The sequence below is a fragment of the Pseudomonas sp. PA-5-4B genome, assembly GCF_021606215.1.
GTDB classification, from domain to species: Bacteria; Pseudomonadota; Gammaproteobacteria; order Pseudomonadales; family Pseudomonadaceae; genus Aquipseudomonas; species Aquipseudomonas edaphica.
Map to the genome: position 1 here is coordinate 1 of NZ_WKDB01000096.1, position 19,584 is coordinate 19,584.

17 protein-coding genes are annotated in these 19,584 nt (G+C 62.0%); 8 read left to right on the top strand and 9 right to left on the bottom strand.

Annotation, left to right across the window (positions count from 1 at the left end):
- Nucleotides 1-305 precede the first annotated feature (305 nt).
- Complete coding sequence (locus tag GIW28_RS28395; RefSeq protein ID WP_236447203.1) at nucleotides 306-770, bottom strand: GNAT family N-acetyltransferase; 465 nt, start codon at nucleotides 768-770, stop codon at nucleotides 306-308.
- A gap of 176 nt (nucleotides 771-946) precedes the next feature.
- Here GIW28_RS28395 and GIW28_RS28400 point away from each other — a divergent pair, with 176 nt between their 5' ends.
- Nucleotides 947-1,282, top strand: a complete 336-nt coding sequence (locus GIW28_RS28400) for a hypothetical protein (RefSeq protein ID WP_099548712.1) — start codon at nucleotides 947-949, stop codon at nucleotides 1,280-1,282.
- Here GIW28_RS28400 and GIW28_RS28405 read toward each other — a convergent pair.
- Nucleotides 1,272-2,885, bottom strand: coding sequence for an ATP-binding response regulator (locus GIW28_RS28405; protein WP_170038491.1), 1,614 nt, complete (start codon nucleotides 2,883-2,885; stop codon nucleotides 1,272-1,274). The two genes, GIW28_RS28400 and GIW28_RS28405, sit on opposite strands and share 11 nt — an antisense overlap.
- Before the next feature lie 114 nt (nucleotides 2,886-2,999).
- On the opposite strand from GIW28_RS28405, the gene GIW28_RS28410 reads away from it, so the two are divergent.
- A complete protein-coding gene (locus GIW28_RS28410) occupies nucleotides 3,000-3,602 on the top strand; it encodes a LuxR C-terminal-related transcriptional regulator (RefSeq protein ID WP_236447204.1) in 603 nt (200 codons plus the stop codon).
- Nucleotides 3,603-3,719: 117 nt separating this feature from the next.
- On the opposite strand, the gene GIW28_RS28420 is transcribed toward GIW28_RS28410, so the two are convergent.
- The 4 genes from GIW28_RS28420 to GIW28_RS28435 form a co-directional block, all read right to left on the bottom strand.
- Nucleotides 3,720-5,210, bottom strand: a complete 1,491-nt coding sequence (locus tag GIW28_RS28420) for an aldehyde dehydrogenase (RefSeq protein ID WP_236447205.1) — start codon at nucleotides 5,208-5,210, stop codon at nucleotides 3,720-3,722.
- 39 nt (nucleotides 5,211-5,249) lie between these two features.
- Complete coding sequence (locus tag GIW28_RS28425) at nucleotides 5,250-6,629, bottom strand: APC family permease (RefSeq protein ID WP_236447206.1); 1,380 nt, start codon at nucleotides 6,627-6,629, stop codon at nucleotides 5,250-5,252.
- Nucleotides 6,630-6,749: 120 nt separating this feature from the next.
- Nucleotides 6,750-8,132, bottom strand: coding sequence for an aspartate aminotransferase family protein (locus GIW28_RS28430; protein WP_099548717.1), 1,383 nt, complete (start codon nucleotides 8,130-8,132; stop codon nucleotides 6,750-6,752).
- A 45-nt stretch (nucleotides 8,133-8,177) separates the two neighbouring features.
- Nucleotides 8,178-9,017, bottom strand: a complete 840-nt coding sequence (locus GIW28_RS28435) for a helix-turn-helix transcriptional regulator (RefSeq protein WP_026013485.1) — start codon at nucleotides 9,015-9,017, stop codon at nucleotides 8,178-8,180.
- Nucleotides 9,018-9,170: 153 nt separating this feature from the next.
- Here GIW28_RS28435 and GIW28_RS28440 point away from each other — a divergent pair, with 153 nt between their 5' ends.
- From GIW28_RS28440 to argE, 4 genes are read left to right on the top strand one after another with little or no spacing between them, the layout of a single operon-like run.
- On the top strand, nucleotides 9,171-10,502 hold the full coding sequence (locus GIW28_RS28440) for a flavin-containing monooxygenase (RefSeq protein ID WP_442963247.1): 1,332 nt from the start codon (nucleotides 9,171-9,173) through the stop codon (nucleotides 10,500-10,502).
- A 23-nt stretch (nucleotides 10,503-10,525) separates the two neighbouring features.
- Entirely contained in the window at nucleotides 10,526-10,936 is a 411-nt protein-coding gene (locus GIW28_RS28445; RefSeq protein WP_003207327.1) for a RidA family protein, read from the top strand.
- 10 nt (nucleotides 10,937-10,946) lie between these two features.
- Nucleotides 10,947-11,624: a DUF1028 domain-containing protein gene (locus tag GIW28_RS28450; RefSeq protein WP_058421955.1), complete on the top strand. Its 678-nt coding sequence runs from the start codon at nucleotides 10,947-10,949 to the stop codon at nucleotides 11,622-11,624.
- Entirely contained in the window at nucleotides 11,621-12,766 is a 1,146-nt protein-coding gene (gene argE, locus GIW28_RS28455; protein WP_017134546.1) for an acetylornithine deacetylase, read from the top strand. Before GIW28_RS28450 ends, argE begins: the two co-directional genes overlap by 4 nt.
- 406 nt (nucleotides 12,767-13,172) lie before the next feature.
- Here argE and GIW28_RS28460 read toward each other — a convergent pair whose 3' ends face one another.
- Nucleotides 13,173-14,084, bottom strand: a complete 912-nt coding sequence (locus GIW28_RS28460) for a LysR substrate-binding domain-containing protein (RefSeq protein WP_010171799.1) — start codon at nucleotides 14,082-14,084, stop codon at nucleotides 13,173-13,175.
- A gap of 250 nt (nucleotides 14,085-14,334) precedes the next feature.
- Here GIW28_RS28460 and GIW28_RS28465 point away from each other — a divergent pair, with 250 nt between their 5' ends.
- A complete protein-coding gene (locus GIW28_RS28465) occupies nucleotides 14,335-15,750 on the top strand; it encodes a purine-cytosine permease family protein (protein ID WP_017139661.1) in 1,416 nt (471 codons plus the stop codon).
- 29 nt (nucleotides 15,751-15,779) lie between these two features.
- On the opposite strand, the gene GIW28_RS28470 is transcribed toward GIW28_RS28465, so the two are convergent.
- Both GIW28_RS28470 and GIW28_RS28475 read right to left on the bottom strand, forming a co-directional pair.
- Nucleotides 15,780-17,312: a sensor domain-containing diguanylate cyclase gene (locus tag GIW28_RS28470; RefSeq protein ID WP_099548759.1), complete on the bottom strand. Its 1,533-nt coding sequence runs from the start codon at nucleotides 17,310-17,312 to the stop codon at nucleotides 15,780-15,782.
- A gap of 181 nt (nucleotides 17,313-17,493) precedes the next feature.
- Nucleotides 17,494-18,387 (bottom strand): LysR family transcriptional regulator, encoded by an 894-nt coding sequence (locus GIW28_RS28475; RefSeq protein WP_017139663.1) that lies wholly within the window; start codon nucleotides 18,385-18,387, stop codon nucleotides 17,494-17,496.
- Between the two features lie 94 nt (nucleotides 18,388-18,481).
- On the opposite strand from GIW28_RS28475, the gene GIW28_RS28480 reads away from it, so the two are divergent.
- The coding region (locus GIW28_RS28480; protein WP_236490458.1) for an MFS transporter at nucleotides 18,482-19,584 on the top strand (1,103 nt) is incomplete at its 3' end.

The window sequence follows — 19,584 nt, forward strand, 5'->3', positions numbered from 1 at the left end:
CGCTAAAGCTCGACAGCTCCCACAGGGGATCGGCTGTGTTGGTTAGATTTCAGTTCGCAGGGCCATCGCGCCATACACAAATCCCCCCAGCAACAAAGATCCAATGTGGGAGCTGTCGAGCTTTAGCGAGGCTGCGAAGGCGGCGGCACAGGCGACATATAAGTAGCCTGACCCACCGCTTTCGCAGCCTCGCTAAAGCTCGACAGCTCCCACAGGGGATCAGCTTTGATGCTGAGGTTTCGGTTCGCAGGGCCATCGCGGCAGGCACAATTCCCCCCAGCGACAAAGCTCAAAGGTGGCAAGAGTCAAAGCCGTTTTACCATTGGAATACACGCCAATGCCAACCCCGAAGGCGAGTGATACACCGCCTGCTCCTCACCCACATACCCGCAGGCCCGGTAGAAACTCGCCGCATTCAACGTCGCGTCCAGCACGACCTCTTCAATCGCCAGTTCCCGCGCGAGTTTTTCCAGGTGATCCAGCATGGTCTTGCCGTAACCACGGCCAGTAAACGCCGGCAGCACAAACAGCGCGCCCACTTCGTTGTTGTCCAGATCGAGCATGCCGGTGGCGACCGGTACGTCATTGACCCAGCCCAGGTAAAACGGCTTGTCCATCAGTGTGTCGTAACCGTCTTCGGCGCTGCCGCGTGTCCACAGCGCCATTTGCTCAGCGGTGTAGGCGCCGATGCATTGGCTGCGGATGGCCAACAGACGAATGTCGAACGCCGCCTGGGCGTGCGCTTGGGTGGCGCGTTTGATCGCTAGCATTGCTCTCTCCATCCATGACCTCACCGTGCCATTAGCACACTTGTGCTAATCGACCCCTTTACCCGGCGGCGCTATATTCCTCGGCACTTCCAACGCTCCCCCCGGCACCGCACACCTGTTGCGCGAGGGTGCATTGCGCGTTGGAAAAACCAAAACAATCCCAAGGAAGAAGCATCATGAACCTGCATGCCCCCGTTACCCGTCTCACCCTGCTCGGCGCCCTGATCATCGGTGTCGCCGGTTGCAGCAACGTCAAGCCCAGCGAAGACCATCTCAAGACACTGTCGGAAACCAACCTCGGTGAACCGGTCAAGCGTATCTCCAATGTACGCAGCGACTCCATGACCACCTACTACATCGCCAGCGCCGCCTCCGGCGATTACAACTGCTCCGTGCCCAGCGGTGCCAGCGGTGGCATGTTTGCCGTGGCCAGCTTTGGCCTGATGAAGCCTGCCGCCTACTGCCAGCCCAAAGGCGCTCGGGGCAATGGCCTGATGCCGTTTAACCAGTAACGCCCGATTGGCTGAGGTCACGCAGCGTGCCGCGCAGTTCTGCAGGCCGCACCGGTTTGGACAGAATCGCGATCTGGCGGTCGTGCAAGGCCGCCTGGATTTTCTCCACGTCGTGGCCGGTGAGGATCAGCGCCGGCACCGCCCAGCCGCGTTGCTCGCGCAGGGCGTCGATGCACTCGATGCCGGTGGCGTGGTTGCCCAGGTCGTAGTCGGCGACGATGATGTCGCAGTCGCTGGCCAGGCCTTGCCCGCTGGATTCGGCCTGCACCTCGCAACCCCAGCGCTCCAGCAAGGCCTGGGTGGCCAGCAGCACGTTGTGGTCATCTTCCACCAGGCAGACTTTCAAACCCGTCAGCAGGCCGGCCTGGCGCGCGTCGTCGCGCGCAGCCGGTTGGCGTGGCGCCGTCGCCAATGCCAGGCCATGCAGGCTCACAGAGGTGCCATGGCCCACCCGTGATCGCAGGCTCACCTGCACCCCCATCAATTGCCCCAGGCGCTTGACGATGGACAGCCCCAGGCCCACGCCTTCGACGTCCTTGTCGCGCAGTTGGCGGACCCGATAAAACTCTTCGAAGACCTTCACCTGATGCTCCTCGGCAATACCGCGCCCCTGGTCATGCACCTCCACCGACAAGCCGCCGTCGCGCACGCGCACGCCGATCAGCACGGGCCGTTGTGCGCCGTATTTAAAGCAATTGGAGAGCAGGTTTTGCACCATCGTCGCCAGCATCGCGGGGTCGACCTGCACCCAATGCGCACACGGTCGCAGGCGCAGTTGCACCCCGGCCCAATGCGCCGCTTCGGCGTGTTGGCGCACCAGGTCGGCGAGGAATTCGCCCAAGTGAATCACCTGGTACTTGGGCAACAGCCTGCCGTTGTCGAGGGTGTAAAGGTCGAGAATCGAACGGAACAGCTGCGACACGTTGAGCAGCGAGCGGTCGATATTGTCCACCAAGCGCTGCTCAGCCTCGCCCAACTGCGCTTCACGCAAACAGGCGGTGAACAGGCCGATGGAGTGAATAGGCTGGCGCAGATCGTGGCTGGCCTGAGCCAGGAAACGCGATTTTTCCAGGTTGGCGGCGATGGCTTCTTCGGAAGCCTTGCGCGTGCGCTCAAGCAAGATATGCGCGTACACCGGGATCACCGTGCTGGTGATCATCAGCATCAGCACCATGAACGGCTGCGCCTGCCACAGTGGCGTCAGCCGGTACACGATCAGCAGCGCGAGCAAGGCCAGGCCGGTGGCAATCGCCAGGTAGCGCGAGCCGTAGCGCATGCCGTTGCCCAGGTTGACCCACACCATCACCGCATACAGTGGCAATGCCGGTTCGCCGCCCACCACCAACCCGAACGAGGTACCGGTGTAGTCGTGGATCATGCCGAATATTCGCCGCGCCGGGTAATGCCCTGGCCAGCGCGCAATCACCTGGCGCAACGCGATGGAGACCAGCAGGAACGCGACGATATACAGGATCACCGGCAAGTAGGTGTCGACCGACTGGCCCGGCAAAAAGCCCAGCGCGCCGATGTAGACAATGGCGATGGCGGCCACCACGATGCGCAGGTTGGCCTGGTCGAGTTCGGAATTGGTCTCATGACTCATGGGGGACGTCCTTGTGCGGCATTCGGTCTATCCTTTGCGCGCCAGAGGCGTCCCTGTGGCGCGGTGCTAAAGTAGCATGCCAATGCACACCCATGCCCCAGGAAGGAGCACGCCATGACCGGCCGAATCATCATAGCCGACGACCACCCGATGTTTCGCGAAGGCATGTTGCGCACCGTACAGCGCCTGTTGCCCGAGGCCGTGGTGCAAGAGGCGGGCGACCTCGATGCGGTGCAGGCGCTGATCCACGCGTGTGGCGACATCGACATGCTGATCCTCGACCTGCGCTTCCCGGGCCTTACCTGCATGAGCCAACTGGCCGACCTGCGCCAGCAACTGCGGCGCACCACCTTGATCGTGGTGTCGATGGTCGATGACCCGGCGCTGATCGATCAGGTCATGGCCCTGGGCGCCGATGGCTTTATCGGCAAGAACATCAGCCCCGATGAAATCGGCCAGGCCCTGCTGGCGATCCGCGAAGGCGAAGTGCTGGTCAAGTTTTCTCCCTCCGGCCTGCTGCCGCTGGGCACCCACGCCCTCACCGCGCGCCAGCAGGAAGTGCTGCGCCTGATCGCCCAAGGCAAGACCAACAAGGAAATCGCCAAGGCCCTGGCGATCTCGCCGTTCACCGTGCGCATCCATGTGTCGTCGCTGCTGCGCAGTTTGAAAGTGCCCTCGCGCGCCGCGGCGGCGGTCAAGTATTCCGGGGAGTTCTAGGCGTTTTCATGGCCTGGGCGATGCCCTGGCGGCGGTAGTCCGGCAGCACCAGCAGGTGTTGCAGGTAGCTGCGCCGGCCACACACCCTATGAATACACGACCGGCTGACCGCTTCGGCTATCGCAGCGCAAACCAGGTGGTTTTCAGCTGCGTGTATTTGTCGAATGAGTGCAGCGACAGGTCACGCCCGAACCCGGACTGCTTGCCACCCCCGAACGGCACCGCGACATCCAGGGCGTCGACGGTGTTGACCGACACCGTGCCGACATTCAACGCTCGCGCCACCCGATGCGCGCGATTGAGGCCATCACTCCAGACCGAGGCCGCCAGCCCGTAGACGCTGTCATTGGCTTGCTGTATCGCTTGCTCCTCAGTGTCAAAGGCGCTGATCGCCAACACCGGGCCAAACACTTCATCGCGCGCGAGCTGCATGTCGCCGGTCACCTCAGCAAAAATCGTCGGCTGGATGAAGTTGGAGGAGCCATTAATGCTCACTTGCTCGCCACCCGCCAGCAGCTTGGCGCCCTCGCCCTGGGCCTGATTGATCGCCCTCATGATGCGGGCGGTTTGCTCACTGTCGACAATGGCACCGGCAGCGCTGCCAGGGTCCAGCGGATCACCCGGCATCCACGCACGCGCCTTGGCAATCACACGCTCGACAAATTCATCATGGATGGAGCGTTGCACATACAGCCGCGAGTTGGCCGAGCATACTTCGCCCTGGTTGAAAAAAATCCCGAAGGCCGCTTTCTCGGCCGCCAGGTCCAGGTCCTGGCAGTCGTCAAACACCAGGTTCGCGCTCTTGCCGCCACACTCCAGCCACACCTGCTTCAAGTTGGACTGCGCCGAGTACTGCATAAAATACTTGCCGACCTGCGTGGAGCCGGTGAACACCAGGCAATCCACATCAGGGTGCAGGCCCAACGCCTTGCCGGCACTTTCGCCGAGGCCCGGCACCACATTCAAAACCCCTTCCGGGATACCCGCTTCCAGGGCCAGTTGGGCCAGGCGCAGGGCCGAAAAGGGTGACTGCTCGGCGGGTTTGAGCACCACGCTGTTACCGGCTGCCAACGCCGGTGCGAGCTTCCAGGCCGCCATGTCGAGTGGGAAATTCCACGGCACCACCGCCGCAACAACGCCCAATGCTTCACGGGTGATGGTCGCCAGTGCGTTGTGCGCGGTGGGCGCGACTTGATCGTAGAGTTTGTCCAGCGCCTCGCCGTACCAGGCAAATACATTCGCGGCGCCGGGCACATCAATGTTGTAGGCGTCCATCACCGGCTTGCCCATGTTCAGCGAATCCAGGAGGGCCAGCTCTTCGCGATGGATCATCAGCAACTCGGAGAGCCTGATCAGGATTTTCTTGCGCTCAACCGGCGGCATACGCCGCCAAGGGCCGCTTTCGAAAGCCTGGCGGGCGCTGCGCACGGCCAGGTCTACTTCTGCGTCACCACAGGCGGCCACACGCGCCAGCAGCTGGTGGGTGGCAGGGTTGATTGCATCAAAAGTCGCCCCGCTGGCTGCGCTCACGGGCCGACCACCGATCAAGGCGGTGTCGATAAAGGTCTGGCGGGCAACGCGTTGTTGCCAGTAATGAAGGTCGAACACGGTGTACTCCCAATGAAGGTCGATGGACAGGCGAAGGTTTTATTCCGCGATCTGCAGTTCAGGCATCTTCACGCGCAAGCCGCGCGTGATCCCCAGCAAACAAATAAGGCCAACCCCCATCCAACACAGGCCGATGGTGAAGGACAGGCTCGACAGGCTGGTCCACAGCCAAATAGTGCTAAGGAACCCCAGCGCCGGCAGTGCGGCATACAGCAGGTAGTTACGGGTGCCGCGTAATTGCTGGTCGACCACGTAATGCTTGATCACCGCCAGGTTCACCGCCGAGAAGGCGAACAGCGCGCCGAAGCTGATCATGTTGGCCACCGTGTCCAGGGTGATAAACAGCGCAATCAGCGAGAACAGGCTGACCAGCACAATCGCGGTGGCCGGCACGCGTTTTTTCGTCACCAGCTTGCCGAGCACGCGAGGCAGCGCGCCGTCACGGCCCATGGCGAACAACACCCGCGACACACTGGCCTGGGAGACCATCGCCGAGGCGAAACAGCCGGCCACATAAGTGGCGGTAAACGCCGTCACCAGCACCTCGCCACCGACCCGGCGCATTACATCCACCGACGCCGAATCCGGGTCGGCGAAGGTGTTCCATTCCGGGAAGACCATTTGCGCGAAATACGACACCAGCAAAAACAGCAAGCCACCAAACAGCGACACCACCATGATCGCCAGTGGAATGGTGCGACGCGGGTTGGGGGTTTCCTCGGCCATGGTCGACACCGCATCGAAGCCCAGGAACGACAAGCACAGCACCGCCGCACCGGCCATGATCAAGGGTGCGCTGAAGCCTTCATGATGGAATGGCGCCAGCAGCGAAACGGGCGCCGGCTGACCGCTGAGGTTGTGCACCGACAGCGCCACGAACACCACGATGAACACCAACTGGGCCACGATCAGGATCCAGTTGACCCGCGTGATGGACTCGATACCGACCAGGTTCAGCGTGGTTACCAGCGCAATCGAGCCGAGCACCCACACGGCGGTCGGTACAGCGGGGAAGTACTCGGACATGTAGATGCCGATCAGCAGGTAACTGAGCAGCGGCAAAAAGATGTAGTCGAGCAGCAAGGTCCAGCCGGCGATAAAACCGAAGTACGCACCAAACGCCTTGCGCGTATAGGAGTAAACCGAGCCGGAAAACGGATGCGCCTGGACCATGCGACCATAGCTGTAGGCGGTCAGTAGCATGGCCGCCAGAGTCAGCATATAGGCGGTCGGCAAGTGCCCCTTGGTCATCTGCGTGACCAGCCCGTAGGTGGTAAAGACCGCCAGCGGCACCATGTAGGCCAGGCCGAACAGCACCAGCCCGACCAGCCCCAGCGGCTGGCGAAAGCGCCGCGTTGAAGCGGCTTTGGTTGAGGTGTGATGGGAGGGAGTTTCGGCCACGCTTGTTATTGTATTCATGGGTGACTCCTGGAAAGAGGGATGCGGGCCATCGCGGCAGTCGATAACCTCGCTGCCGTTCAAGCCGTGTCTGATGGAGGTTGCCCGCCACCCCGCACCTGGGGTGGTGGGCAAGTCACTTCAGAGTTTTCCCGCGATCCGTGCGGTGCGGTCTACCGCAATGCGGGTCTTGTCGACCAGCTCATCCAGCTCTGCGCGCGTGGCCACCAGGGCCGGCGCCATGATCATGCGGCCCAGGGTTGAGCGGATGATCACGCCCTCTTCAAAGCCAAAGGTGCGGCACTGCCAGGCCAGGTCGTTTTCGTTGGCAAAGCGTTTGCGCGTGGCCTTGTCTTCGACGAACTGCAACGCCCCGAGCAGGCCTGTGCCCTGGATCTCACCGATCATTGGGTGGTTGCCGAACACGTCGTGCAGCAGTTGCTGCAAGTACGGCCCGGTGTCGTCCTTGACCTGGCGCACGATGCCTTCATCGCGCAGCGCCTTGAGGTTGGCCAGCGCCACCGCCGCCGCCACCGGGTGGCCGGAATAGGTCAGCCCGTGGGCGAACACACCGCCCTGCTCCACCAACGCCTCGGCGATACGCTTGCTCAGCACCAGGCCGCCCATCGGCAGGTAGCCCGAGGTCAGGCCCTTGGCGATCGACAAGGTGTCGGGTTCGAAGCCGAAGTGCTGATGGGCGAACCATTCGCCGGTACGGCCAAACCCACCAATCACCTCATCGGCGCACAGCAGCACATCGTATTGGCGGCAAATGCGCTGGATTTCAGGCCAGTAGCTTTCTGGTGGGAAGATCATGCCGCCCGCACCCTGGAACGGCTCGGCGATAAAACCGGCGACATTTTCGGCGCCCAATTCCAGAATCTTTTCTTCCAATTGCAGCGCACAACGACGACCAAATTCGGCCGGTGTCAGCTCGCCGCCATGGGCAAACCAATACGGCTCGTCGATGTGCGCGACGTCGGGAATCATGCCGCCCATGTCGTGCATGAACTTCATGCCGCCCAACGCAGAGGCCGCAAGCGTTGAGCCGTGATAGCCGTTCCAGCGGCCGATCATGATTTTCTTCTGCGGTTGCCCGACCACTTGCCAGTAACGGCGCACGGTACGGATCAACACCTCGTTGGCCTCGGAGCCGGAGTTGGTGTAGATCACGTGGCTGTAGTGCCCCGGCAACAGGCTGAAGAGCAGCTCCGACAGCTCGATCACCGCCGGGTGGGTGGTGTGAAAGAACATGTTGTAGTACGCCAGCTGGTCCATCTGCGCGGCGGCGGCGGCAGTCAGGTCGCGGCGGCCATAACCGAGCTGGGTACACCACAGGCCGGACATGCCGTCCAGGTAACGCTTGCCTTCGCTGTCCCACAGGTACAAGCCCTCGCCGCGCACCATCACACGCGGGCCTTCGGCGTTCAGCGCCTTCTGGTCGACAAACCCATGGATATGGTGGGCCGCATCAGACTGCTGGTAATCCTCGGTGCGACGGTTGATTTGGGCGGGTAGGTTCATGGTTTTTCTCTCTTATTGGTCGTGACGCAAGGGCTGGCAAGCCACTCAGCGGTGCTTGCTCATGTAACTTTCAAGCGGGTCTTTGCTCAGCACGCCCTGGGCTTCGGCGAGCGAGTCGATAAACAGGGCAAACAGTTCCGACTGCGCGCCGATATCGAGCTTGGTGTAGATGTGTTTGCGATGGGACTTGATGGTGTCTTCCGCCACCTCAAGGCGCTCGGCCAGCGAGCGGGTGGAATGCCCGCGCAAAATGAGTTGGGCGATGCGGCACTCACGCTCGGTCAGGATCGACGAGCCGAAGTTGTTCAATGCCGCGTGAATACGTTGCTCCAGCAGGTTTTCGAAGCGTGCGCCGTGGGCATCCAGGCCGACAAAATGTTTGCCCAGCACGGCCAGTACCCAAGGGGTTATGCGCTTGAATTGCGCGATGGTGGCGGCGTCGAGCTTTTGCGTAAACGCCAGGGACACCGCCAGGCTGGAGCCTTTGCTCGACTGCAGGATGTAATTGAGCTCGTCTTCGAGCTGAGAGTGGCGGTAGAACGACTGGAAGTACTCGCTGAGCTCGAAGTGGTCAGGCGCAACGTCTGCCAAGGCATAGCAGCCTGAACTGACGCCTTCCACACAGGCGTCGTAAAACGGGTCGAGCAAGTAAAAGCCCGACAGGTACTGGCGCACGTTGCCTTGCGGCAACCACGGCCCATCCAGCTCGAACAGTGCACTGGGCATGCCGCCACGCGGGTAAAAATACAGCGTCGTGGCCTGTATCGGCTGCACACACCCGAGGGCATCGAACAAGGCGGCAGCGAACCCCGATTGCCCGATGTTATCGGTCACCAGGGCCATCTGTTCGAACCATTGCGCAGAAGAAAGCCGGTCGTTTTCCACGTCGAAGCCTCGCTCAAAGAACTGCAAGGATGGTCACACACCCGCTCCGTCCTCGAAATCACCCGATAGGGTGAGCTTGCATCCGATATTTATGCTCACTCCAAAGCTTAATAATATTTTATTAAAAAACGCCCTCCCCCTAGCCTTGAAGCCATGCCCAAGCTGAATCCAACTGCATTACGCAAGGACAGACACATGACTCAAGCCATAACAAAAACAGACACACTGGTAGTGGGAGCCGGCCAGGCCGGTGTGGCCATGAGCGAGCACCTGAGCAAGCAAGGCGTGCCGCACCTGGTGCTGGAGCGCAGCCGTATCGCCGAGCGCTGGCGCACCGGGCGCTGGGATTCGCTGGTCGCCAACGGCCCGGCCTGGCATGACCGCTTCCCCGGCCTGGAATTTGATGACGTCGCCGCCGATGGTTTTGCGCCAAAAGAGCGCGTGGCCGATTACTTCGAAGCCTATGCCCGCAAGTTCAATGCACCGATCCGCACCGGCGTGGACGTGACCTCTGTGGTGCGTAACGTGGGCCGCCCAGGCTTTACCGTGCACACCAGCGAAGGCGTGATCGAAGCCAACCGTGTAGTCGCCGCCACCGGGCCGTTCCAGAAGCCGGTGATCCCGGCCATCGCGCCTAAAGAAAGTGCACTGCACCAGATCCACTCCGCCGACTACCGCAACCCCGCACAACTGCCCGCCGGCGCCGTGCTGGTGGTGGGCGCCGGCTCATCCGGCGTGCAAATTGCCGATGAGCTGCAGCGTTCCGGGCGCCAGGTGTACCTGTCGGTCGGTGCCCACGACCGCCCGCCACGCGCCTATCGCAACCGCGACTTCTGCTGGTGGCTGGGCGTGTTGGGTGAGTGGGACCAGGCCGCGATGAAACCCGGTCGCGAGCACGTGACCATTGCCGTAAGCGGCGCCCACGGCGGCAAGACCATCGATTTTCGTGAGCTCGCCCAGCAAGGCATGACCCTGGTCGGCCTCACCCAAGCCTTCGACGGCAACGTCGCGCGCTTCCAAGCCAACCTGGTTGAAAACCTGGCCCGTGGCGACGAGAACTACCTGGCCTTGCTGGATGCGGCAGACGCCTACATCGAGCGCAACGGCCTCGACCTGCCCGTGGAGCCCCAAGCGCGCCGCGTATTCCCGGATGCCGAGTGCATCAAAAACCCGATCCTGGAGCTGGACCTGGCCAAGGCCGGTATCACCTCGATCATCTGGGCCACCGGGTTTGCCGTGGATTACAGCTGGCTGAAAGTCGATGCGTTTGACGCCGCTGGCAAGCCACAGCATCAGCGCGGTGTGGCCAGCGAGTCGGGCATCTACTTCCTGGGCTTGCCATGGCAGTCGCGCCGGGGTTCGTCGTTTATCTGGGGCGTGTGGCATGACGCTAAATACGTGGCCGACCACATCGCCATCCAGCGCCAATACCTTGAGTACCGCGAAGCCGCACCGGTTTTTCACAAGTCGCCTGTCATAGCCTGAGCACTTTTTTCGGAGTTTTTTTGATGCCTACTCACACTCGCATCCGCATGTTCAACACCAAGGAAACCTACCCTAACCAGAGCCTCGACAACGACCTGTGCCAGGCCGTGCGTGCCGGCAACACCGTGTATGTGCGCGGCCAGGTCGGCACCGATTTTGATGGCAACCTGATTGGCCTTGGCGACCCGCGCGCCCAGGCCGAGCAAGCGATGAAAAACGTCAAGCAACTGCTCGAAGAGGCCGGTTCCGACCTGAGCCATATCGTCAAGACCACCACCTACCTGATCGACCCGCGCTACCGTGAGCCGGTGTACCAGGAAGTCGGCAAGTGGCTCAAGGGCGTGTTCCCGATCTCCACCGGGCTGGTGGTGTCGGCCCTGGGCCAGCCACAGTGGCTGATGGAAATTGACGTGATCGCCGTGATCCCCGAATAAGGAGCTGCCCATGACCTTTTCAATCGTCGCCCGTTGTGCGGACACCGGCCAGTTGGGCATCGCGATCAGCTCCTCGAGCATCGCCGTGGGCGCCCGCTGCCCATGGCTGCGGCCCGGCGTGGGCGCAGTGTCGACCCAGAACATCACGTTACCGGCCCTCGGCCCCGACGTGCTCGACCTGCTGGAACAAGGCCTCGATCCTGCGGCCGCCGTCGACAAAGCCCTGACGAGCAACGGCTACAGCCAATACCGACAACTGACGGCGATTGATCACCTGGGCCGCAGTGTGCATTTCAGTGGCAGCGAAACCCTCGGCACCCACCATGCCGTGTCGGGCGAACAGTGTGTGGCGGCGGGCAATATGCTCGCCGACCGCGCAGTAATCGAAGCGATGGTGCATGCCTTCGAACACGGCGAAGGCCAGCTCGCCGATCGACTGCTGGCGGCGATGCACGCCGCCATCAACGCCGGTGGCGAAGCCGGGCCGGTGCATTCCGCCGCGCTGGTGGTGGTGGGCGAACTGACCTGGCCGATCATCAACCTGCGCGTGGACTGGGCCGATGAACAGCCCATCGCCGAACTGCAAAAGCTCTGGGATGCCTACCGCCCGCAAGTGCAGGACTACATCGACCGCGCCCTCGCCCCCGACCGCTCGCCGGGCTACGGCGTGGCCGGAGACGAGCGATGAGCCGCAGCCGCGAACTGCTGCAGACGCTGGTGGGCTTTGATACCACCAGCCGCGAGTCCAACCTGTTGCTGATCGAATTTGTGCGCGATTACCTGACGGGTTACGGCGTGGCCAGCGAACTGGTCTACAACAAGGAACGCAGCAAGGCCAACCTGTTCGCCAGTATCGGCCCGGCGCATTTGCCGGGCATTGTGCTGTCGGGGCACACCGACGTGGTGCCGGTGGACGGCCAACCGTGGACTGTGCCGCCGTTTGCGCTGACCGAGCGCGACGGCAAGCTGTTTGGCCGCGGCACGGCGGATATGAAGGGTTATATCGCCTGTGTGCTGGCGTTGGTGCCAGCGTTGGTGAAAGCCAACTTGCGTATCCCGGTGCATATCGCCCTGTCTTACGACGAAGAAGTCGGCTGCCTGGGCGTGCGCTCGTTGCTCGCAGTGCTGGAGCAGCGGCCGGTGAAACCGATGCTGTGCATTATCGGTGAGCCGACCGAACTGAAACCGGTGCTCGGCCACAAGGGCAAACTGGCGATGCGTTGTGATGTGCATGGCGAGGCGTGCCATTCGGCGTATGCGCCGTATGGGGTGAATGCGATTGAGCATGCCGCCGAGTTGATTGGCGAACTGGGGCGCATTGGCCTGCGGCTGCGCGAGCAACAGGACCCGCGGTTTGACCCGCCGTTCAGCACGGTGCAGACCGGCGTGATTACGGGCGGCAAGGCCTTGAATATCGTGCCTGCCGACTGCCGCTTTGATTTTGAAGTGCGCGCATTGCCGTCGATGGACCCGGGTGAAGTGGCTGAGGAGCTGCAAGCCTATGCCATGCAGCAGGTGTTGCCGCGTATGCAGGCCGTGAGTAAACAGAGCGCGATTCGGTTTACTGAGCTTTCGGCATATCCGGGATTAGTCACCGACGAGCGCAGCCAGGCAGCGGAGTTGATCGCAGCGTTCAGTGGCTCGCGGGACTTCGGCACCGTGGCGTTTGGCACCGAAGGTGGGTTGTTTGATGCGGTGGGCATACCCACGGTGGTGTGCGGGCCGGGGAGCATGGACCAGGGGCATAAGCCGGATGAGTTTGTGAGCCTCGAACAGTTGGCTGGGTGTGATGCCATGCTGGCGCGCATGCTCGACTCAATCCGCGCCTAAGCCACCTCCCTACCAAACACCACAGTTCAACTGTGGGAGCCGGGCTTGCCCGCGATGGCGGTGTATCAGGTGGCCCATTCTCAGCTGGCCCACCGCTATCGCAGGCAAGCCAGCTCCCACATTTTTTGCCCTGTGTTCCAGTCCAGGCACCGCACAACCTGTGGGAGCCGGGCTTGCCCGCGATGGCGGTGTATCAGATGGCACATTTGCAGCTGGCCCACCGCTATCGCAGGCAAGCCAGCTCCCACATTTTTTGCCCTGTGTTCCAGTCCAGGCACCGCACAACCTGTGGGAGCCAGGCTTGCCCGCGATGGCGGTGTATCAGGTAGCACATTTGCAGCTGGCCCACCGCTATCGCAGGCAAGCCAGCTCCCACAGGTGATTTTCAGTGTTTATCAGAAGGTATTCAGCCAAGGAGTCTTGCGAGTTCTTCGCGGCAGTAATCCACAAACAGCTGCACCGGTTTGGTCAACGGTGCCCGTCGCAACCAGACGGCGGATAATCCTGAACCGGTGACCGTTTCCGCCAACGGCACACACACCACCTTCTGCCCGTCATAGGTGTACTCGGTAAACGGCTTGGTCACCAAGATCGAAAAGCCAAACCCGCGCCCTACCATGCCGCGCACCATCTCGATGGACGGCGAGCTGAACACGATATTCGGCGTTAACCCGCGTTCTTCAAAGATGCTCACGAAGTAGGTCCGGCTCGGCAGCACATCGAGCAAAATCATCGGTTCCAGCACCAGGTCCGCCAGCGACACCTTGGCCTGCTGCGCAAAGCGGTGATCGGCCGGCAACAACGCATAGGGCTGCTGCGGCGGCATCAATGGAGTGGTTTCGATGGTGCCGCCCAGGTCGTGCTCAAACAGCATCGCCACATCGATACTGCCGGCAGTCAGCGCCTGCACCAGCTCTTGCTGCTCGCCGTCGCGAATGCGGATTTCCACCCCAGGCCACAGCGCCTTGAACCCCGCGATCAAGCGCGGCAAATACAACGGTGCCACCGTCTCAAAGCAGCCGATATCGATCTGCCCCGCCACCACATCATTGTCGGCCAGGGCGTTTTGCTCGAACTCATGGGCTACCCGTAGCAACTCCAGCGCCTTGCGATAAAAGCGCGCGCCGCTGGGGGTGAGTGAAACGCCCTGGGCGTGATGACGGATAAACAGCTGCACACCAAAGCTGTCCTCCAGCTGCTTGATCGCGGTCGACACCGAGGGCTGGGCGATATACAGCTTGCGCGATGCCTCGGCAACGCTGCCGCACTCGGCCGTGGTGACAAAATATCTGAGCTGGCGCAGGTTATAGGCAGCCATCGGGACCTCCAGAAACGTGGGACTTCGCCCCAAACAAGTGCGTAAAAATCGGCTTTTTCACACTGATTCAAGACCATGCAACATACCGGAGCAAAAATTCCGGTGAGCTATATTTTTTAAGGTCTATAGCAACAAACTTACTAATTTACCTCCCTGCGCCCATTGCAGATGATCACTCCAACAACAAAGCGCCGCCCACGCTGCGCACAGCGAAGTACGTCAACGTACTCACCTTGCCTTGGAGTTCGTCATGGTCACCACTGCAACATCCTCCGCCCCGCTTATCGAAAAACACACGATCGGATACGTGCCCCCCGAAGACCGCCATGGAAAGGTAAGAGACCTGTTCACCCTGTGGTTCGGCGGCAACATCGCGCCGTTGCCGATCGTGACCGGCGCGCTGGGCGTGCAATTGTTCCACTTGAACCTGGTGTGGGGCATCGTCGCCATCCTGGTTGGCCACCTGGTCGGCGGCGTGCTGATGGCGCTGCACTCGGCCCAAGGCCCGCAAATGGGCATCCCGCAAATGATCCAGAGCCGCGCGCAGTTCGGCTCCTTGGGTGCCCTGCTGGTGGTGGTGATCGCCGGCGTCATGTACATCGGCTTTTTCGCCTCCAACATCGTGCTGGCCGGTAAATCCCTGCACGGCGTGGTCGACAGCGTGCCCGTGCCCGTCGGCATCGTGATCGGCGCCATTGGTTCCGGCATCATCGGCATCATCGGTTACCGCTTTATCCACGTGCTCAACCGCATCGGCACCTGGGTGCTCGGCGCCGGCATCGTGCTGGGTTTTGGCTACATCTTCACCCATGTGCAGACCACCGACTTCCTGACCCGTGGCAGCTTCAACATCTCCGGCTGGCTGGCCACCGTATCCCTGGCGGCGTTGTGGCAGATTGCTTTTGCGCCCTACGTGTCCGACTACTCGCGCTACCTGCCGGCCGACGTACCGGTGGCATCGACCTTCTGGACCACCTACCTGGGCTCCGCCCTCGGCTCCAGCCTGGCCTTTATCTTCGGCGCTGTCGCCGTGCTTGCCACCCCGGTGGGCATGGACACCATGGACGCAGTAAAACTCGCCACCGGCGCCATCGGCCCGTTGATGCTGGTGCTGTTCTTGCTCAGCGTGATCAGCCACAACGCCCTCAATTTGTATGGTGCGGTGTTGTCGATCATTACCCTGATCCAGACCTTCGCCTACCGCTGGATCCCCACCGCCAAAAGCCGCGCAGTGATCTCCACCCTGGTGCTGGCCGCGTGCGCCATTGCTGCCGTGTTCGCCTCCAAAGACTTCATCGGCCACTTCGTCGACATGGTGCTGGTGCTGCTGGTGGTGCTGGTGCCGTGGACGGCGATCAACCTGATCGACTTCTACGCGATTCACAAAGGCAAATACGACATTGCCTCGATCTTTCGCGTGGATGGCGGGATTTATGGCAAGTACAACCCACAGGCGCTGCTGGCCTATGCGATCGGGATTGCAGTGCAGATTCCGTTTATGAACACGCCGCTGTATGTAGGGCCGATTTCCGAGCACATCAATGGCGCGGATTTGTCCTGGGTGGTGGGCCTGGTGGTGACGTCACCGCTGTACTTCTGGTTGGCCAGTCGAGACAGTGCTTATAAGCGCCGGATGGACGGCGGGAAATTGGTGAGCGGGGTTTAAGCAAACCGACTGAAGCGGGCTGGCCCCGTTCAACTGGGGTTCAATGGTGAACCCCAGTCACCAGCCCCCGTCACACACTGGTTACGACCCGCCGCCTTGGCGCTGTACAACGCCTGATCCGCCACCTCCACCAACCCTTGCAAGTCCTCCAACTGAACCCCGGTGGCCGTCGCAATGCCGATGCTTGCCGTCAGCCGCCCGAACGGGCTGGTGCTGTGCACGATGTTCTCTTGCTTCAACAGGTCGAGAATAAGCTGGGCCACCACGGCGGCGCCGTCAGCGTCGGTGTCCGGCATGATGATGCCCATCTCCTCGCCGCCATACCGCGCCACCAGGTCTAACGGCCGCCTTACGCACGCCTCGAAGATTCTGCCCACCGTCTGCAGGCATGCGTCCCCTGCCACATGCCCGTAAGCGTCGTTAAAGCGCTTGAAATAGTCGATATCGATCATCAGCAATGCCAGCGTCGTGCCCTCACGCTTGGCGCGCAGCGCCTCCCTGGCGAGGCTCTCATCAAAGCAGCGCCGGTTTGCCAAACCCGTCAGCGCATCCTTCATCGCCAGCAACTCAAGCTGCCCGTTGGAGGTGAGCAACTGCCGCTGAGTTTCACGCAACTGATCTTCAGCCTCGGTGCGCCGACGGATATCCAGGATCAAAAACCAGCCGATAAGACCGGTAAGCCCCAGCAGCCCCGCCACTACCACCGCCGACAAGAGCGCCTCGGTGCGCCACGCGGCGAGGGCTTCGTGCTTGCCGATTGCCACCGTGGTGATCAGCGGCAGCCGGTCGCTCTGGCGAAAGGCGTAGAGCCTCTCCACGCCGTCCAGGCTGGAGGTAAATGAGGCGGTGCCGACTGACTGATCAACCAGGTACTTCACATAGATGGGCGACTTGGAAAAGTTGCGCCCCATGTCCTGCTCGCGAAACGGATAGCGAGCCAGCAACGTACCGTCTGTATGGGACAAGCCAATCGCGCCGTCCTGCCCGACATCGATCTTGCCAAACAAGCGCAGGAAATTTTCGATGCCTAAGGTCACCGCCACAACACCGGCAAAATCACCCTGCGAATCATTGAAACGCCGGCTGATGGTCATCACCCATTCCTGATTCGACCGGCTGATAATCGGCGGGCCGATAAAGATCTCGTGGGAAGGATCGTCACGGTGATGAATGAAATAGGCACGGTCTGTGCTGTTGGCGCCCGCAGGAATCGGCCGGTTGGAGGACATCAACCAGTGCCCCTGTTTATCGTAGATCGTGACACCACTGAGCTGTGGCATCAGCGGCTGCTGGCGGTTGATCAATGTACTTAGCCGCTGAATCTGCACCGGGCCGCTGCCTTCGGTTTCCAGACGCTCGACCAGCCCGAGCAACAGCAGCGCACTTTGGCGCACGATGCCTTCGGAATAAGTCGACAGCGCCTGGGTAAGGTTCAGGCCATGGACGTCCACCTCCTGCAGGGCGCGATCTCGAGAGGCAAACACCTTCCAGACCGTCAATGACCCCAGGGAGCAACCGATAACGGCCAGCAAAAGCACAACCAGGTGGGTATCACGCTTCACATTGCTACCTTTGGAACCTACGGTTTTCCGTAACAGCGGACAGTGGACCTGGGCACCGGCGGCAGCCATTCGCCCTTATTCGCGGGCAAGGATACAAGCAGTTACAAGCCTTCGCAGCAACAGATTATGTGGACGAGAATGGTTCATATTGCCGCGCCTCACGGTGCCCGCAAGCCGGCGCTTACAGCTGATGATGCTCGAGCAAAAAGTCCACAAACAAGCGCACCCGCGCCGGCATCGCCGCGCCGCCGACGAACACCGCGTGAATCGGCTCAACGTCGCCGGGGTTCCAGGCTTGCAGCAGCGGTATCAACTCGCCGCGCCGCAGGTCTTCGCTGACGGTGAACTCACCGATACGCGCAATACCGGCGCCCACACGCGCAAGCTGTGCCAGCGCCTCACCACTGCTGCATTCGATGTTGCCGCTCACCTTCAAGGAATACGCTTGGCCGTCGCGCATAAACGGCCAGTTGGGTTCGGCACGCCGGAAGTTGAAGCGCAGGCAATTGTGCCGCAGCAGGTCTTCGGGTTGCTGCGGGGTGCCGTGGCGCTGCAGGTACTCGGGCGAGGCCACCACCACCTGGCCGGTTTCGCCGAGCCTGCGCGCGGTCAGCGGGCTGTCGGGCAGATGGCCAAAGCGTATCGCCACATCGGCCTGGCCGCCAAGAATGTCGACCACCTCGTCGCCCAGGGTCAGGTCGACCACGATGTTCGGGTAGCGCGCACTGAAGGCGGCCACCAAGGGCACGATCGTCATGCGCCCATGGCCCAGGGCGGCGCTGACCCGCAACCGGCCCCTGGGCACGCCCTGGTCGGCAATCGCCTCTTCCACCTCGTCCATGTCGGCCAGGATACGCCGCGCCCCGCGCAGGAACGCCTCGCCCTCGGCGGTAAAGGTGATCGCGCGGGTGGTGCGCAACAGCAGCCGAGTGCCAAGGCGTTGTTCGGCACGCGCGATAATCCGGCTGACTGCCGACGGCGTAAGCCCCAACGCACGCGCCGCCGCCGACAGGCTGCCCTCCTGCGCCACGCTGGCGAATACCAACATCTCACCTGACCTGCCGTTGAAGTCCATTTGTGCCCCTTACGCAAAGGTGATTGGCAAAAACGCCATCTACCGCCTTCAAACGCTGGATCGTAGCATTGGCGGCATAGATAAGGAGCCTTCCATGCGTATCAATCCACCCCTCGTTGCACTCGCCATGGGTGCCTTTGGCATCGGCGTCACCGAGTTCGCCCCCATGGGCATGTTGCCGGGCATCGCCGCCGACCTCGGCGTCTCGATTCCCGCCGCCGGCCTGTTGGTCAGTGCATACGCCATGGGCGTGCTGCTCGGCGCGCCACTGATGACCCTGACGACCGGCAAGATCCCCCGGCGCTACCTGCTGATCGGGCTGATGGCGATTTTCACCCTGGGCAACCTGATGTCCGCCCTGGCCACCGACTATTACAGCCTGATGATCGCCAGAGTCGTCACCTCGCTGAACCACGGCGCGTTCTTTGGCGTGGGCTCCGTGGTCGCCGCCAGCGTGGTCGCCCCGGAGAAACGCGCCGGCGCGGTGGCCGCCATGTTTATGGGCCTCACCCTCGCGACCATCGGCGGCGTGCCGCTGGCCGCCTGGTTCGGTGAACTGTTCGGCTGGCGCACCGCGTTCTGGGGCATTACCGGCCTCGGCGTTGTCGCCATGGCCGCGCTGTGGTTCGCCCTGCCCAACCTCAAGGCGCCGCCACACGTCAGCGTGATGGCCGAAATCCGCGTACTGGGCCGTGGCCCGGTGCTGGGCGCACTGGCCCTCACCGTCATCGGCTCGGGCGCCATGTTCACCGTCTTCACCTACATCGCGCCCATCCTCAGCAGCGAAACCCACGCCTCCACCCCTTACATAACCGCCATGCTCGTGCTGTTCGGCGTGGGCCTGACCCTCGGCAACCTGTGGGGCGGCAAGGCTGCGGATCGCTCGATAGATCGCACCCTGATCGTGTCGCTGAGCGTGCTGATTGTGGTGTTGCTGGCGTTCACCGTACTGATGCGCTGGCCGTTGCCCGCGGCTGTGGCCATCTTGATATGGGGTGTCGCGAGCTTTGCCCTGGTGCCGCCGTTGCAGATGCGGGTGATGGAGGCGGCCAAGGACGCGCCTAACCTGGCGTCGGCGGTGAATATCGGGGCGTTTAATTTTGGCAATGCGATTGGTGCGGCGTTGGGCGGTGTGGTGATTAATGCGGGCTGGGGTTATCCGGCGATTTCGCTGGCAGGCGCGGGGATGGCGGGGTT